Annotated in this window: 13 protein-coding genes; 6 read left to right on the top strand and 7 right to left on the bottom strand. The window is 71.4% G+C overall.

From position 1 onward, the window contains the following. Window positions 1–17: 17 nt before the first annotated feature. The 3 genes from QQ657_RS35035 to QQ657_RS35025 all read right to left on the bottom strand — a co-directional run bounded on the left by QQ657_RS35035 (window position 18) and on the right by QQ657_RS35025 (window position 3,353). A complete protein-coding gene (locus tag QQ657_RS35035) occupies window positions 18–1,826 on the bottom strand; it encodes a glycosyl transferase (RefSeq protein ID WP_284746600.1) in 1,809 nt (602 codons plus the stop codon). A 95-nt stretch (window positions 1,827–1,921) separates the two neighbouring features. Beyond that, the gene (locus QQ657_RS35030) at window positions 1,922–2,707 is read right to left on the bottom strand and encodes an IclR family transcriptional regulator (RefSeq protein ID WP_284746599.1); all 786 of its coding nucleotides are present in this window, start codon (window positions 2,705–2,707) and stop codon (window positions 1,922–1,924) included. 55 nt (window positions 2,708–2,762) lie between these two features. Next, window positions 2,763–3,353, bottom strand: a complete 591-nt coding sequence (locus QQ657_RS35025; RefSeq protein WP_284746598.1) for a TetR/AcrR family transcriptional regulator — start codon at window positions 3,351–3,353, stop codon at window positions 2,763–2,765. Between the two features lie 87 nt (window positions 3,354–3,440). On the opposite strand from QQ657_RS35025, the gene QQ657_RS35020 reads away from it, so the two are divergent. From QQ657_RS35020 to QQ657_RS34995, 6 genes are all read left to right on the top strand, one after another. Next, entirely contained in the window at window positions 3,441–4,358 is a 918-nt protein-coding gene (locus tag QQ657_RS35020; RefSeq protein WP_284746597.1) for an oxygenase MpaB family protein, read from the top strand. A gap of 9 nt (window positions 4,359–4,367) precedes the next feature. Continuing rightward, complete coding sequence (locus QQ657_RS35015; RefSeq protein ID WP_284746596.1) at window positions 4,368–5,393, top strand: LLM class F420-dependent oxidoreductase; 1,026 nt, start codon at window positions 4,368–4,370, stop codon at window positions 5,391–5,393. A 170-nt stretch (window positions 5,394–5,563) separates the two neighbouring features. After that, on the top strand, window positions 5,564–7,567 hold the full coding sequence (locus tag QQ657_RS35010; RefSeq protein ID WP_284746595.1) for a neutral/alkaline ceramidase: 2,004 nt from the start codon (window positions 5,564–5,566) through the stop codon (window positions 7,565–7,567). Window positions 7,568–7,664: 97 nt separating this feature from the next. Continuing rightward, entirely contained in the window at window positions 7,665–8,447 is a 783-nt protein-coding gene (locus QQ657_RS35005; RefSeq protein WP_284746594.1) for an endonuclease/exonuclease/phosphatase family protein, read from the top strand. Between the two features lie 44 nt (window positions 8,448–8,491). Next, entirely contained in the window at window positions 8,492–9,805 is a 1,314-nt protein-coding gene (locus tag QQ657_RS35000; RefSeq protein ID WP_284746593.1) for an MFS transporter, read from the top strand. Then, window positions 9,792–11,207 carry a pyridoxal phosphate-dependent decarboxylase family protein gene (locus QQ657_RS34995; RefSeq protein ID WP_284746592.1) on the top strand — a complete coding sequence of 472 codons (1,416 nt, stop codon included), beginning with the start codon at window positions 9,792–9,794 and terminating at the stop codon, window positions 11,205–11,207. Before QQ657_RS35000 ends, QQ657_RS34995 begins: the two co-directional genes overlap by 14 nt. 51 nt (window positions 11,208–11,258) lie before the next feature. Here QQ657_RS34995 and QQ657_RS34990 read toward each other — a convergent pair whose 3' ends face one another. The 4 genes from QQ657_RS34990 to QQ657_RS34975 are packed head-to-tail and all read right to left on the bottom strand — an operon-like array spanning window position 11,259 to window position 14,408. Continuing rightward, a complete protein-coding gene (locus QQ657_RS34990) occupies window positions 11,259–11,531 on the bottom strand; it encodes a DUF6295 family protein (RefSeq protein ID WP_284746591.1) in 273 nt (90 codons plus the stop codon). A gap of 14 nt (window positions 11,532–11,545) precedes the next feature. Further along, window positions 11,546–12,286, bottom strand: a complete 741-nt coding sequence (locus QQ657_RS34985; protein WP_284746590.1) for a dienelactone hydrolase family protein — start codon at window positions 12,284–12,286, stop codon at window positions 11,546–11,548. Further along, window positions 12,283–13,977: an MFS transporter gene (locus tag QQ657_RS34980; protein ID WP_284746589.1), complete on the bottom strand. Its 1,695-nt coding sequence runs from the start codon at window positions 13,975–13,977 to the stop codon at window positions 12,283–12,285. The genes QQ657_RS34985 and QQ657_RS34980 overlap by 4 nt, the downstream gene beginning before the upstream one ends. After that, window positions 13,974–14,408, bottom strand: a complete 435-nt coding sequence (locus QQ657_RS34975) for a MarR family winged helix-turn-helix transcriptional regulator (RefSeq protein ID WP_284746588.1) — start codon at window positions 14,406–14,408, stop codon at window positions 13,974–13,976. Before QQ657_RS34975 ends, QQ657_RS34980 begins: the two co-directional genes overlap by 4 nt. Between the last annotated feature and the right edge of the window lie 356 nt (window positions 14,409–14,764).

Below are 14,764 nucleotides of genomic sequence, written 5' to 3'. Positions count from 1 at the left end.
CGGAGGGCCTTTCACCGTCAGGGGGAGGAGAACGGGACGAGCAGTCCCGGGGGCGCGAACAGCGGATAGGTGACGAGCACGCCGGCGCCGGTCCGGACGACCGACGACGGGCGGAACAGGTCGCGCTGGCCGGTGTAGAACGCGGCCGCGCCGTCTTCGCCGCCGGTCAGCAGGACCCGGCGGCGGGGCTGCCCGGCGGGGTCTTCGCCGGGGACTTCGGGGAACGCCGCGACCCGGACCGGCCCGAGGGCCGCGAGCGCGGCGATCGTCGCGATCAGCCGGGGGTCGACGCGTCCCGCGCGGAGCTCGGCGGCGGCGTCCGGGGCGAAGGAGATCCGAGCCGACGCCTGGAGGGCCTCCCCGGCGTGGGCGCGCGCCGACGACTCCGACGGCGCGGCCGGGTCGACCGGCGGCAGGCCGAGGCGCGAGACGGTGACGCGGCGGTCGCCGGTGCCGAACACGGCGGTCGCGCCGGAGTCGTCGAAGGCGGCTTCGAGCGCCGGATAGCGGTGGCGCAGGTCGGTCGCGTCGTCGGCGAAGACGGCCCACTCGGCGGGCGGGCAGGCGGCCGCGCACGCGGCGGGCGCGACGAGCATGCCGGTCGGCCAGCCGGCCTTGGCGAGCTCGGCCCAGGCGGCGTCGTCGACGAGGACGCGGGAGCCGGAAGCGTTGGCCCGCAACCACTCCTGCGCGTCGGCCATCGGCCCGCCGCGGTCGGTCGAAGGCCGCAGAGCCGGGTAGCCGTAGACCCAGCCCGCGGCGACCATCGCGATCAGGACGACCGCCGCGAGCGCGACGCCGGGTCCCCGCTTCGTCTCCCACCGGTGGGCGGGGGCGCGCTGCCGGGTCACCGCCTGCACGACCCCGGCCAGCAGCAGCGGGGTCACCGGCAGCAGCAGGGCGAGCACGGCGGTGTCCGGCACGCCCGGCACCGCCAGGGCGGCGACGAGCAGCAGCCCGGACACGGCGAACGGCCGCAGGGACGTCACCGCCAGCGCGGCCACCAGCGCGACGGTCGAGAGCACCGCCCACGCCGGGTCGAGCGCGACCCAGTCGGCGACCGTCGGACGGCCCGCGGCCGCGAGGTGCGGCCGGAGCAGTCCCGCCGCCGGGCCGAACGCGATGCCGAGCCCGAGGTTGAGCAGCACCGCCACCAGCGCGGCCCGCACGGGCGCGCGCCGCACCAGCAGCCAGCCGGCCGCGGGCAGGAAGAACAGCGCGAGCGGTGAGGTGAGCACCGCGGCCAGCAGGCAGACCGCGGCCAGGATGTCGTGCCGGATCCGGGCGTCGGGCCGGGTGACGAGCACCAGCGCGCCGAGGGCCCACACCACCGCCAGGTGCTCGACGACGACCAGCCGCTGCAGGCCCAGCGCCAGCGGGGACGCCGCGAGCAGCAGCACCGCGGCCGCCGACGCCCACCGCGTCAGGCCGAGCCGGCGCGCGAGCACCCACAGCAGCACGACCCCGATCAGCGCGGCGACGAGCGTCGTCTCGCGGACCGCTGCCAGCGCCGTGGCCGAGCGGCCGAACGCGTCCGAAACCATCGTGTAGGCCGACAGCTGCCACCAGCCGAACGGGCTGACCCCGGCCCCGCCCGCGTCGGTGAACGGCGTCAGGTGGCCGAGCGCGTAGGCGTGGGCGACGTTCGCGGCTTCGGCGGGCAGCGCCGGGTCCGGGGCGGCGAGGTAGAGCACCCGCAGGCCGCCGGTGAGGGCCAGCAGCGCGAGCACGATGTCGAGCGACAGCAGCCGGTGACCGGGCGCCGGCTCGGAAAGCGTCGCGGGGGAGCGGCCCGAGAACGTCGTCCCCCAGCTGTGCTGGGCCATTCGACGGATCGTAGCCGCTCCCGATCACCCGTCCAGCTCGGGACGGTTACGTCAGCCGGACGGCCTAGAGATCGGAAAAGCCTTGTCTCGCAAGATTATTTCCGACTGTCTCGAGTGGATCCGGAGAGTGTCCGGGTCAACGCCAGTGCGACCGTGCGGACGGCGGGGGCAACCCGTTCGGTCCGCATCCGGTTGGCCCAGCCGGAGATCGAGACCGCGGCCACCGCGACGCCGCGGGAATCGAGCAGCGGGCTCGCCGCGCACACGACACCGACGCCGGATTCCTCGCGTTCCAAGGCGATTCCCTCCTCCCGGACCCGGGTGAGCTGCCGGCGCAACAGACCGGGCACGGTGATCGTCTTCGGGCTCATCCTGGGTAATCCGGCGTCGATGACCTGTTTCACCACGGATTCCGGAGAAAACGCGAGGATCGCCTTCCCGACTCCAGTGGCGTGCGCGGGGAACCGGCCGCCGATGCGTGACGGCAGCGTCGGCGCGTCCGGGCCGCGCAGCACGTCGAGGTAGACGACTTCGGTGCCTTCGAGGATGGCGAGGTGGACGGTGTTGCGCGTCGCTTCGCGGAGGTCGGCGAGGTACGGGCGGGCCGCTTCGACCAGCCCACGGCGGGGCGAAGCGAGTTGGCCGATTTCGAACAGCCGCAGCCCGAGCCGCACCGCGCCGTCCTCGCGGGTGAGCAGGCCGGTGCCGGCGAGGTGTCCCACCAGCCGGTGCACGGTCGTCTTCGCCAGCCCGGTCCGGCGGGCCAGCTCGGAGACGCCGAGGGCGTCGTCGCCCGGCCGGAAAGCTTCCAGGAGCGCGGCGAGGCGGGCCGCGACGAGACCGTCGCCGCTCGCGCCGTCGTTCCGCCCAGCGGTACGCATGGGTTGAGTGTGCCCGATCTTCCCCGCCACTGTCACCAGGGCAGCGGAGGTGAGGTCAGTGGTCGTCGGCGCCGAGCACGAGCCGCACGCAGTGGGCGACGAGCCGCTCGCGGGAGACCTTGAGCGAGCCGTCGAGGTAGGCGATGAAGACGTTGCTCAGCGCCCCCACCAGCCCGACCGCGACCATCTGGCGCTCGGTCTCGTCGCCGTGGGACAGCTGCTCGCCGACGAGCCCGGCGAACACCGGCAGCAGGTGCAGGCCCCGGCGGGTGAGCGCGGGGTCGGTGAGCGGCGCGAGCAGCAGGATCCGGCCCCGGCGGGGGTCGTCGACGATCAGCTCGACGAACGCGCGCACGGCGTGCTCGGCCCGCAGCACCGGGGTCGGCGCGTCCCGCACGGCGTCGACCAGCGCCTGCCGGGCCTGCTCGCCGACGTGTTCGTAGACCGCGGCGACGAGTTCTTCCCGGTCGGCGAAGCTCTCGTAGAAGTACCGCTCGGTGAGCTTCGCGTGCCGGCAGACCGCGCGCACGCTGGTCGCGGCCGAGCCTTCGGTGCCCAGCAGTTCGAGCCCCGCGGACACGAGCTGCTCGCGCCGCAGCGCCTTGCGGTCGTCCAGGGTCGTGCCCGCCCACGTGCGGCCCGGCATGATCGCTCCTCGGTTGACTACGTGTGTTGTCAGATCCTAGCCTGACAACAGCCGTAGTCAGTTCCGACGCGACGAGGAGAGCCGCCGATGACGCCGAAACCCCTGGGTCCCGACTCGCTGACCTGGAAGTACTTCGGCGACTGGCGCGGCCTGCTCATCGCGTTGTGGGCGGGCTCGATGCAGAACATGCACCCGGGCCTCGGCGCCGGCGTCGAGCACCACTCGCGGTTCTTCGAGGAGCGCTGGCAGCGGCTGTTCCGCTCGCTCTACCCGATCGGCGGGGTCGTCTACGACGGCCCGCGCGCCCACCGGACCGCTCTCGAGGTGCGCGGCTACCACGACCGCATCAAGGGCGTCGACGCTCGAGGACGGCGCTACCACGCGCTGGATCCCGACACTTACTACTGGGCGCACTCGACGTTCTTCGTCAGCACGATCCTCATCGCCGACCACTTCATGGGCGGCATCGGCGAGGCGGAGAAGCGGCGGCTGTTCGACGAGCACGTCACGTGGTGGCGGATGTACGACATGACCATGCGGCCGGTGCCGGAGAGCTGGGAAGACTTCCAGCGCTACTGGAAGCACATGTGCGCCGAGGTCCTGGAGGACAACAAGGCCACCCGCGACGTCCTCGACCTCGGCGGGATCGCGAAACCGCCGTTCCTGCCGTGGCTGCCGGATGTGCTGTGGCGGCCGGTGAGCGTGCTGATCGCGAAGAACTTCGTCTGGCTGACGACCGGGCTGTACGACCGCGAGATCCGCGACCTGCTGGGGTTGCGCTGGTCCGAGCGCGACGCGCGGCGGCACCGGCGGGTGGGGAAGCTGATCAACGCCGTGTTCAAGCTCGTCCCGCACGACCGCCGCTACCACCCGCGGGCCCGGGCCGGCTGGCGCCGGGTGCGCGGCGAGGTGGCTCCGGAGGCCGCCTTGGTCGAGACTCCACGAAGGAACCTGCCGCCGCTGTCGGAGCGGGGCAAACCCGAGCACTACGCGCCGAACGTCTAGGAGGCATTCGTGAAGCTGGGATTCCACGTCGGGTACTGGGGCAGCGGCCCGACCCCGGGCGCACTCGAAGCGGTGCTCAAGGCCGAGGAGCTCGGCTTCGACTCGGTGTGGACGGCGGAGGCGTACGGCTCGGACGCGTTCACCCCGCTGGCCTGGTACGGCGCGTCGACCAGCCGGATCCGCCTGGGTACCAACATCGTGCAGATGGCGGCGCGCACCCCGACCGCGACCGCGATGAGCGCGATGACGCTCGACCACCTCTCCGGCGGCCGGATGGTGCTCGGGCTCGGCGCGTCCGGCCCGCAGGTCGTCGAGGGCTGGTACGGCCAGCCGTACCCGAAGCCCCTCGCGCGGACCCGGGAGTACGTGGACATCGTCCGGCAGGTGATCGCCCGCGAGGCCCCGGTGACCCTGGACGGCCAGCACTTCCAGCTGCCGCTGCAGGGCGGGACCGGGCTCGGCAAGGCGCTCAAGCCGACGGTCCACCCGCTGCGCAAGGAGATCCCGATCCACCTGGCCGCGGAGGGGCCGAAGAACGTCGCCCTCTCCGCCGAGATCGGCGACGGCTGGCTGCCGCTGTTCTTCTCGCCGAAGAGCAACGCCTTCTACAAGGCGGCGCTCGAAGAAGGCTTCGCCCGCGAAGGTGCCCGGCACACCCTGGAGACGTTCGAAGTGCCGTGCTCGATCCCGGTGATCGTGCACGACGACGTCGAGGAGGCGGCTTCGTGGATCAAGCCGTCGCTGGCGTTGTACATCGGCGGGATGGGCGCGAAGAGCGTCAACTTCCACCACGACGTCTTCGCCCGGCTCGGCTACGAGGACGTCGCGGACAAAGTGCAGGAGCTGTACCTGGCGGGCCGCAAGGACGAGGCGACCGCGGCGATCCCGACGTCGCTCGTGGAGGACACGTCGCTGATCGGGCCGGCCGCGAAGATCCGCGACGAGTTGCAGGCCTGGGAGGAAACGGTGGTCACCCAGCTCCTCCTGCGGGGTGACGCGGCGACGCTGACGAAGATCGCCGACGCCCTGGGCTGAAACGCCATGAAGGGCACCTTCAGGGCTTTTATGGCCATAAAGGTGCCCTTCATGGCTTTCCGGGCGGCTCGTGGCGGCACTTTTGTCGGGTTGCCGGGTTGCCGGGGTGGCGGGGCTCACGTACGGTCCCCGATTAACGCGAAAGTCGTTCACGTTAGTCGGGAGACCGTATGCGGGTGAGTCGTCGTACCGTCCTGGCCGGAGCCACCGCGCTCCCGTTCGCCGCCGCGCTGGGCGGGAGAACCGCCGAGGCCGCCGAACCGGGGCTGCGGGTCGGCGTCGGGATCGGCGACGTCACCGGGCCCGCGGCCGAGAACGGCATGATGGGCTACTCGATGCCGCAGCAGCAGACCGCCGGCATCCACCTGCGCACCCGGGCCCGCGCGTACGTCGTCGACGACGGGACCAAGCGGATCGTCTTCGTCACCGCCGAGCTGGGCGCCCTGTTCCAGTCCGTCCACCAGGGCGTCCTGCGCGAGCTGGTCCGGAAGTACGGCGACCGCTACACCGAGCAGAACGTCCTGCTCAACGCCACCCACTCGCACTCCGCGTGCGGCGGCGACTCCCACTACGCCGCCTACGACCTCTCGATCCTCGGCTTCCAGCAGCAGACCTACGACGCCGTCGTCGCCGGGATCGTCGACGCGATCAGCCGGGCGCACGACGACCTCAAGCCCGGCGAGCTCACCCTCGGCCGCACCGAGCTGACCGAGGCGAGTGCCAACCGGTCCCGCGTCGCGTTCGAGCTCAACCCGGACAAGGACCACTTTCCGCTCTCGATCGACCCCGCCGTCACCGTGCTGCGGTTCCGCCAAGGCGGGAAGGACGTCGGCGCGATCACCTGGTTCGCCACGCACGGCACGTCGATGAGCAACGGCAACCACCTGATCAGCAGCGACAACAAGGGCTACGCCGCCTACGCGTGGGAGCACGACCACGCCGGCGTCCGCTACCTCGACGGCCCGCCCGGGTTCGTCGCCGCGTTCGCCCAGACCAACTCCGGCGACATGACGCCGAACCTGAACCTGCAGCCGGGCACGTCCGAGACCGAGTTCGAGAACACCCGGCGCATCGGCGAACTCCAGTTCCAGGCGGCGAAACGCGCGTTCGACGCGGCTGGTGAAGCCGTGACCGGCGGCGTCGACCACCGCCTGACCTACGTGGACATGTCCGCCGTCGACGTCGACCCGAAGTTCACGCCCGACGGCCGCCCGCACCGCACCTGCACGGCGGCGATCGGCGTCTCCATGCTGGCCGGCAGCACCGAAGACGGGCCCGGCCTGCCGCTGCCCGAAGGCGTCAAGAACCCGTTCATCGACTGGCTCGGCGGCATCGACGCGCCGATCCCGCAGGCCCTCGCGGACGCGCAGGCGCCGAAGGTCGTCGCCGTGCCGTTCGGTGCGATGAAGCCGTATCCGTGGGCGCCGGAGGTGCTGCCGCTGCAGATCGTCCGGATCGGGCAACTGCACCTGGTCGCCGGGCCGGCCGAGTACACGATCGTCGCCGGGCTGCGGATCCGGAAGACCGTGGCGGTGGCGCTGGGCGTGCCGCTGGAGAACGTCCTCATGCAGGGCTACTCCAACGCCTACAGCCAGTACGTCACGACGCCCGAGGAGTACGACTCGCAGCAGTACGAAGGCGCGTCGACGCTCTTCGGCCGCTACACGCTGCCCGCGTACCAGCAGGAGTTCGGGAAGCTCGCCGCCGCGATGAAGGCCGGGACGCCGGTGCCGCACGGCCCGGTCCCGCGCGACCTGCGCGGCAAGCTCGTCAACTTCCAGCCGGGCGTCGTCTTCGACAGCGCGCCGCTGCTGAAGAGCTTCGGCGACGTCGTCACGGACGCGAAGAGCAGCTACCGGCGCGGCGAGCAGGTGGCGGTCGCGTTCGTGACCGGTCACCCGAAGAACGATCTCCGCCGCGACGGCACGTTCCTGGAGATCCAGCAGTACGTCAACGGCGCTTGGGTCCGCTACGCCGACGACGGCGACTGGGCCACGAAGTTCCGGTGGACGCGGACGTTCGTGTCCGAGTCCCGGGCCGAGGTCACCTGGGACATCCCCGCGAACACGCCGGTCGGGAAGTACCGCGTCGTCCACTTCGGAGCGTGGAAGCACGGGCTCACCGGCGCCATCGCCCAGCTCGGCGGGACCTCCCGCGCCTTCGTCGTCTCCTGACCGGAAAGGACCCCGTCGTGCGCAGGACCGCCATTCTCGCCGTCGTCGTCACCGCTCTGACCACCCTCGCGGCCCGGCTCAGGCCGCGGACACCGCCGTGAGCCTGCTCAGCTCCGACCTCCGGCGGCCGAACCTCCGGCGGCCGAAAGGTCATCGGTCGCCGGGCACCGATGTCGTCATGCTCGCGGAGGCCTGCAGCACCCAGGCCGAGGACCTGCGAGACCGGCTCGCCGACGCCGACGCCGACCTGTTCCGGACACCGCTGGTCGGCCAATACTGCGCGACCTCGCCGGGCTGGACGTCAGTGAGCGGCAACTGCTCGAACTCGCCGATCGTGGTCGACGGCGGTGGCCGTGCTGAGCAAGTACCCGATCACAGAGAAGCACCCAGCCCTCTACCGCAACTCCTATTCCGGCACCGCCGACTACTTGTCCACCAGGGGACTGGCACGCACCTGCAGGCCGACGAAGGCCCGGAGACGCTCCCGAAGGCGCACACCATCCGGATGGCGCAGCTCGGCGAACTGCGCGACCTCGCCGCCGCCCAAGTCCCGGCCGGTGACGCGGTGGCCGTCGCCGGGGACCTCAACATCGAGTACTGGGCCGGGCAGGACCGTCGCGACGCGGCCGGCCGCACCCAGGCCGAGCAGGGCGCCGCCGCGCTCGGCGGGACACTGCAGACGACCGGGCCGGGGGAGTACACCTTCGACGCGGCGACCAACCCGGACGCGGCGAAGTCCATCCCGGCGACCTACCGCGACTCGCTGGACTACGTCGGCTCGCTGCGACGCGCCGAGGTCGGGCCGGTACAGCTGGTGCATTACGACGGTGGCACGATTCCCTCCGACCACTACCCGGTGCGGGCCGAGATCCACTACTGATCCCCTCAGTGTTGGATGTCGGAATCCGCTCTGCGAGGAGGACCATGACGACGCTGTCCGGCCGGACGCGGTTCAGGTATTCGCTCGGCTCGTTCGTCACCGGGTCCTTCGGCACGGTCCCCGGCCTGGTCCTGGTCAAGTACCTGACCGACACGATGGCCGTGCCGGCCGGGTGGGCCGCCGCGATCGTGTTCGTGCCCAAGGCCTGGGACGTGCTGTTCAACCCCATCGCCGGCCGGATGTCCGACGCCGACCTGCTCAAGACCGGCAGCCGCCGCCGCTTCCTGCTCATCGGCGGCATCGGCGTGGCGATCCTGTTCGCGGCGATGTTCGCCCACCCCGGGTTCGGCACCCCGTTGCCGGACGCCCTGTACGTGGCGATCACGTTCGCCCTCTGCGCGACGGCGTACGCGCTGTTCCAGGTGCCGTTCAACGCGCTGCCCGCCGAGCTGACCGAGTCGGCGACCGAGCGGACGAAACTCACCAGCGTCCGCATCGGCGTCCTGGCCGTGACGATCCTGATCTGCGGCGGGGGCGCCCCGGCGATCACCTCGGCGATCGACGGGGTCGCCGGCTACCGCGTGATGGCCGTGGTGATCGGGCTGATCGTGCTGGCCGCGACGCTGCTGGTGTACTTCGGGCTCAAGGACGCGCCGGTCGGCTCGCTGCGGCCGAACACCGTGAACCTGAAGGAGCTCATCAGCACCCTCGCCGGCTGGCGGCCGTTCCGCTGGCTGCTGGGCACCTACTTCATCCAGGCGCTGGGCATCGGCACGGTGCTCGCCGCGATCCCGTTCTTCGCCCAGCGCATCCTCGGCGACGACGGCTACGGCACGATCCTGTTCGTCATCTTCGTCGGCCCGGCGCTGGTCACCATGCCGCTGTGGCCGCGGCTGGGCGACCGGGTCGGCAAGCTCAACGGCTTCCGCCTGGCGACAGCGACGTTCGCGGTCGGCCTGCTCGGCCTGGTGTTCGCCCAGGAGATCCCGCTGTTCGTGTCGTTCGTGTTCGTGGCGCTGTGCGGCGTCGGGTACGCGGGGATCTCGGTGTTCCCGCTGGCGATCCTGCCCGACCTGATCACCGCCGAAGAGGAGCGCACAGGGGAAACCCGCGCGGGGATCGCGGCCGGCGTGTGGACCGCGGGGGAGACGCTCGGGCTGGCCTTCGGCGGCGGGCTGTGGGCACTCATCCTCGCGTTCGGCGGGTACGTGTCCAGCACGGACGCGACGACGGCCCAGCCGCACAGCGCGATCGTGGCGATCCTGATCGGGGCGTCGATCGTGCCCGGTGTGCTCATCGCGCTGGCCCTGCCGCTGCTGCGGCGCAAGGTCCTGGAACCCCGCCATGAACCCGCCTGAGGACGTCCTCGCGGCGCTGCGAGAGCTGCGCGCGGGTGACCTGCCGACGCACGGCGGCCGGACCCTGGCGTACGTCTACGACAGCGGTCTGTCCGAAGTGGACACCCTCGGGGCCGCCGCGCACGCGCTGGCGTCGTCGGCCAACGGCCTCGACCCGACGGCGTTCCCCAGCCTGCTGCGGATGGAGAACGACCTCGTCGCCGCGGCTTCCGCGTTGCTCGGCGACGTCCCGGGCGTGGTCGGTTCGGTGACGTCGGGCGGCACGGAGTCGTGTCTGCTGGCAGTGCTCGCCGCCCGGGACGCGCACCCGGAGATCGCTTCGCCGTCGATCGTGCTGCCGACCACCGCGCACGCCGCGTTCCACAAGGCGGCGCACCTGTTCGGGCTGCGCCGGATCGACGTCCCGGTCGACCCGGTGACGTTCCGCGCCGACCCGGCCGCGATGGCGGCGGCGATCGACGACTCGACGGTGCTGGTGGTGGCGAGCGCGCCGTCGTACGCGCACGGCGTGCTCGACCCGATTTCCGAGATCGCCGCGGCGGCTTCGGCTCGCGGAGTCCGGATGCACGTCGACGCGTGCATCGGCGGCTGGGTGCTGCCGTACTTCGCCCGTCTCGGCGCCGACGTCGCGCCGTTCGACTTCCGCGTCCCGGGCGTCACGAGCATTTCGGTGGACCTGCACAAGTACGCGTACTGCCCGAAAGGGACGTCGGTACTGCTGCACGCGTCGGCGGAACTGCGGCGCTCGCACTACTTCGCGAGCGCGGCCTGGCCGGGCTACACGATGCTGAACACGACGATCCAGAGCACCCGCTCGGGCGGTCCACTGGCCGGGGCGTGGGCGGTGGTCCGTCACCTCGGTGAAGACGGCTACCTCCGCCTGGCGACGTCCACACGGGAAGCGGTTTCCCGGATCCGGGCCGGCATCGAGGAACTGCCCGGTCTGCGCGTGCTCGGCGACCCGGTGTCGACGCTGATCGCGTTCACCGGCGACGACGGCTTCGACCTCTTCACGGTGGCCGACGAGATGAAGACGCGCGGCTGGTACGTCCAGCCGCAGTTCGCGCACCTGGCGTCCCCGGTGAACCTGCACCTGACGGTGACGGCGGCCAACCACGGCACCGAGAAGGAGTTCCTCGCGGACCTGGCGGCTTCTCTGGACGCCGCGCGCGCCTCGGGCCCGGTGGTCATCGACCCGGCGGTGGCGGAGTTCGTCGCGGCGCTGGACCCCGCGACGCTGACGTCTGAACAGTTCGCGGGCCTTCTCGTCGCGGCAGGCCTCGGCGGCGCTTCGGGGCTTCCGGAACGGATGGCCCCGATCAACGCGCTCCTCGCAACAGCCCCCGCACCGCTGCGCGAACGCCTGCTGCTCGAGTTCCTGGGCGCGCTCTACACGCCATGAGGGGCACCTTCATGGCTCTAAAGTCCATGAAGGTGCCCCTCATGACTTTCGCTACTGGTTGCGGGAAGCCAGGCCGGTGGGGGCGGACTTGACCGCGGCGTGGATCGCGTCCGCCAAGGCCAGGGCGTCTTCCTCGGTGAGTTCCAACGCGACGCGGGCCGAAGCGCCCAACCCCGGGTTGCGGAAGTCGATGTTCACCGTGTGCCCGTACGGTGCGTGGACCGGGTGGTCCACGTACACGGTGCCCTCGTTCAGGCGGAACCAGCCGCGGGCGCCCTTGCCGCTGCCTTCGAGCGCGAACTTCTCGGTCAGGTAGGTGCACATGAGCGGGTCCTCTCTCAGGCCGTGAGCGTGCGGGAGTAGAAGTCGAAGATGCGTTCCCAGCCGTCCTTCGCGGCTTCCGGCCGGTAACTGGGGCGGTCGACGGAGAAGAACGAGTGGCCGGCGTCCGCGTACGTGTGGAACTCGTGCTCCTTGCCCAGCTTTTCCAGCTCGGCCGCCAGGACCGCGACCTCGTCCGGGCCGGGGAACTGGTCGTCGGCGCCGAAGAGGCCCAGCAGCGGGCACGACAGCTGCGATGCCAGCCCGAGCAGCGGCTTCATCTGCTTCATCGCCTCCGGCGGGTCGTTGACGACGAACGCGCCGTAGCAGTCGACCGCCGCGTCGAGGTCGAGCGAACAGCCGGAAAGGAACGCCTGGCGGCCGCCCGAGCAGTGCCCGATGACACCGATACGGCCGTTAGCGTTCTCGAGCGCGCGAAGGTAGTCCGCCGCGCCGGAGACGTCGCCGACGAGCCGGTCGTCCGGGACACCGCCGGCCGCGCGGACCGTGGCGGCCGCGTCGTCCGGGTCCGCGCCGGGCGCTTCGCGCGTGTACAGGTTGGGGCAGAGCGCGTTGTAGCCCTCGACGGCGAAACGGCGCACTATCTCCTTCGTCGCCGCGTCGTAGCCGGGCATGTGGTGGATCACCACGACGCCGCCGCGCGGGGTCGCGTCGGTCGGTTTGGCCAGGTAGGCCTCGAGCTCGTCACCGCCGTGGCCGGTGATGGTGACGGTCCCGGCGACGATCTCGTCGGTCATCGGTTCTCCTTCGATCCCTCGGGGGTGTGGAAGTAACGCGCGCCGCGTGAAGCGGAAGCCACCGCGGCGACGACGGCCATCACCGCGGCCGCCGTGAACACGACCACCAGGCCGTGGTGGAACGGGCCGGAGACCAGCTGCGGGAAGAACTCCCCGCCGGTCAGGGCCGAGCGGTCGGCCGGGGAGAGCCCGGCCAGGACGTCCGGGCCGAGCAGGTGCCCGACCGGGTTGCTGCCGAGGAACGCCGCGAACAGCGTGCTCACCGGCGGCAGCTGGGCGACGCCGTCGGCGACGGACGCCGGGACGCCGTGAGCCTGCAACCCGCTGGTCAACGTCTGCGGCAGCGAGGAAGCCAGCCCCGCGATCATCAGCGAGAAGAACACGCCGATCGACAACGACGTCCCGGAGTTCTGGAACGTCGCCCGCATCCCGGAGGCCACCCCGCGCTGCTCGGTCGGCACGCTGCTCATGATCGCCGACGTGTTGGGCGCGGAGAACATGCCCTGGCCGATCCCGCTGACCACGAGCAGCGCCGCGAACGCCGGGTAGGGGAAGTCCACCGGCAGCGCGAGGAGCCCGAGGAACGCCGCCGCGACCAGCAGCAGCCCGCCGGTGGAGAACAGCCGGGCGCCGAACCGGTCGGACAGGTAGCCCGACACCGGCCCCGCGAGCAGGAACCCGACGGTCAGCGGCAGCATGTAGATGCCCGCCCACAACGGCGTCCGCTCGTAGTCGAAGCCGTGCAGGGGCAGCCAGATCCCTTGCAGCCAGATGATGAGCATGAACTGCATGCCACCACGGGCGACCGACGTCAGCAACGCGGCGATGTTGCCCGCGGCGAACGCGCGGATCTTGAACAGGCTCAGCTGGAACATCGGGGCCGCGACCCGGGTCTCGATGAGTCCGAACAGCAGGAGCAGCAGCACGCCGGCGCCGATCCCGCCGAGCACCCACGGACTGCCCCAGCCCGTCGCGGCGCCGCCGTAGGGCTGGATGCCGTAGGTGATCGCGGCCAGCAGCAACGCGGTCCCGGCGGCGAAGGTGATGTTGCCGCCCCAGTCGACCTTCGCGCGTTTCGGCGTGCCGACCTCACGGAGGCTGCGGATCGACCAGATCGTGCCGAGCAGCCCGAACGGGACGCTCACCCAGAACACCGCGCGCCAGTCGATCTCGGCGAGCAGCCCGCCGACGACCAGGCCGAGGAACTGCCCGGCCAGCGCGGTGATCTGGTTGACGCCGAGCGCCATCCCGCGTTGCTCGGTGGGGAAGGCGTCGGTGAGGATCGCGGCCGAGTTCGCGGTCAGCATCGACCCGCCGACGGCCTGCACGATCCGCCAGCCGATCAGCCACAGCGCGCCGCCGCCGGCGTGGAACGGGTCGAACGACAGCGCCACCGACGCGACGCTGAACACGACGAAGCCGAGGTTGTACATCTTGACCCGGCCGAACATGTCGCCGAGCCGCCCGAGCGTCACGACCAGCACGGCCTGCACGAGCAGGTAGCCGAGGATCATCCAGAGCAGGTAGCCGATGTTGCCCGGGGCGAGCGGGTCGAGGCCGATGCCGCGGAAGATCGCGGGCAGCGAGATGATGACGATCGAGCCGTCGAGCGCGGACATCAGCACGCCGAGCGTGGTGTTGGAGAGCGCGACCCACTTGTAGCGGCTGTTCGTGGTCTGCGTCGCGGTCACAGCTCGTCCGCCAGCCGCTCGATCAGCGGGATGGCGGCGACGAGGTCCCGTTGCTCGGCCACCGTGAACTTGTCGGCTAGCGCGGTCGCCATCTTCCGTGTGGTCTCCGACCGGCGGTCGGTGAGCAGCTGGACGCCGGTGCCGGTGACCGACATCAGCACCCTGCGGCCGTCGGAGTCGTCCTTGCGCCGCTCGACGAGCCCGCGGTCGACGAGCCCGGCGAGCGTGACGCCCATGGCCTGCGGTTTGACGCGTTCCAGGTCGGCCAGGCACCCGGGCGTGGCCGGGCCCTCCCGGTCGAGCCGGGAGAGCACCGACCGTTCGGGCAGGGTCAGTTCGCCGACGACGTAGCCCTGCCGCAGCCGCCGGACCAGCCGCCCGAGGGCGACGCGCAGGTCGGCGCTCGCCTGGAGGAGTTCCTCGTCCGTCACATTCGTCAACCTAGACTGATAAATCTGGGTTGATCAACTCGGACGTTTCGCCCGACCCGAGCGAAATCGGCCGCCCAGCACGGAATTGTGCTTAGCTGGAGCGGACAGCGGGATTCACCTGGGGGGTATCCGATGCGGGTTCGTCGTAGAGTCACCGTGCTGCTGGCCGTCGGGGCGATGGCGTTCGGCGCCGTGCCGGCCCAGGCGAGTGCCGCCACCTCGATCGCCGAGCCGACCGTGACGTCGGCCGAGTACCCCGACGACGGTGCCTGGCACCCCGGTGCCGGGCTGCCGGGCTCGTTCACCTTCACCGCCAACGGCGAGGACGCGGTCGTCGGGTTCTACTACGGAAACAC

Source organism: Amycolatopsis ponsaeliensis, from assembly GCF_030182635.1.
Classification (GTDB): Bacteria; Actinomycetota; Actinomycetes; order Mycobacteriales; family Pseudonocardiaceae; genus Amycolatopsis; species Amycolatopsis ponsaeliensis.
The sequence above is the reverse complement of the archived record's forward strand: the minus strand, read 5'-3'. Positions and strand labels throughout refer to the sequence as shown.

Bases quoted from the DNA above. Each gene is read 5' to 3' on its own strand.
- QQ657_RS35030 (WP_284746599.1), bottom strand. From the start codon at position 2,707: ATGCGTACCGCTGGGCGGAACGACGGCGCGAGCGGCGACGGTCTCGTC.
- QQ657_RS35010 (WP_284746595.1), top strand. From the start codon at position 5,564: ATGCGGGTGAGTCGTCGTACCGTCCTGGCCGGAGCCACCGCGCTCCCG.
- QQ657_RS34990 (WP_284746591.1), bottom strand. From the start codon at position 11,531: ATGTGCACCTACCTGACCGAGAAGTTCGCGCTCGAAGGCAGCGGCAAG.
- QQ657_RS34985 (WP_284746590.1), bottom strand. From the start codon at position 12,286: ATGACCGACGAGATCGTCGCCGGGACCGTCACCATCACCGGCCACGGC.
- QQ657_RS35025 (WP_284746598.1), bottom strand. From the start codon at position 3,353: ATGCCGGGCCGCACGTGGGCGGGCACGACCCTGGACGACCGCAAGGCG.
- QQ657_RS35020 (WP_284746597.1), top strand. From the start codon at position 3,441: ATGACGCCGAAACCCCTGGGTCCCGACTCGCTGACCTGGAAGTACTTC.
- QQ657_RS35000 (WP_284746593.1), top strand. From the start codon at position 8,492: ATGACGACGCTGTCCGGCCGGACGCGGTTCAGGTATTCGCTCGGCTCG.
- QQ657_RS35035 (WP_284746600.1), bottom strand. From the start codon at position 1,826: ATGGCCCAGCACAGCTGGGGGACGACGTTCTCGGGCCGCTCCCCCGCG.
- QQ657_RS34995 (WP_284746592.1), top strand. From the start codon at position 9,792: ATGAACCCGCCTGAGGACGTCCTCGCGGCGCTGCGAGAGCTGCGCGCG.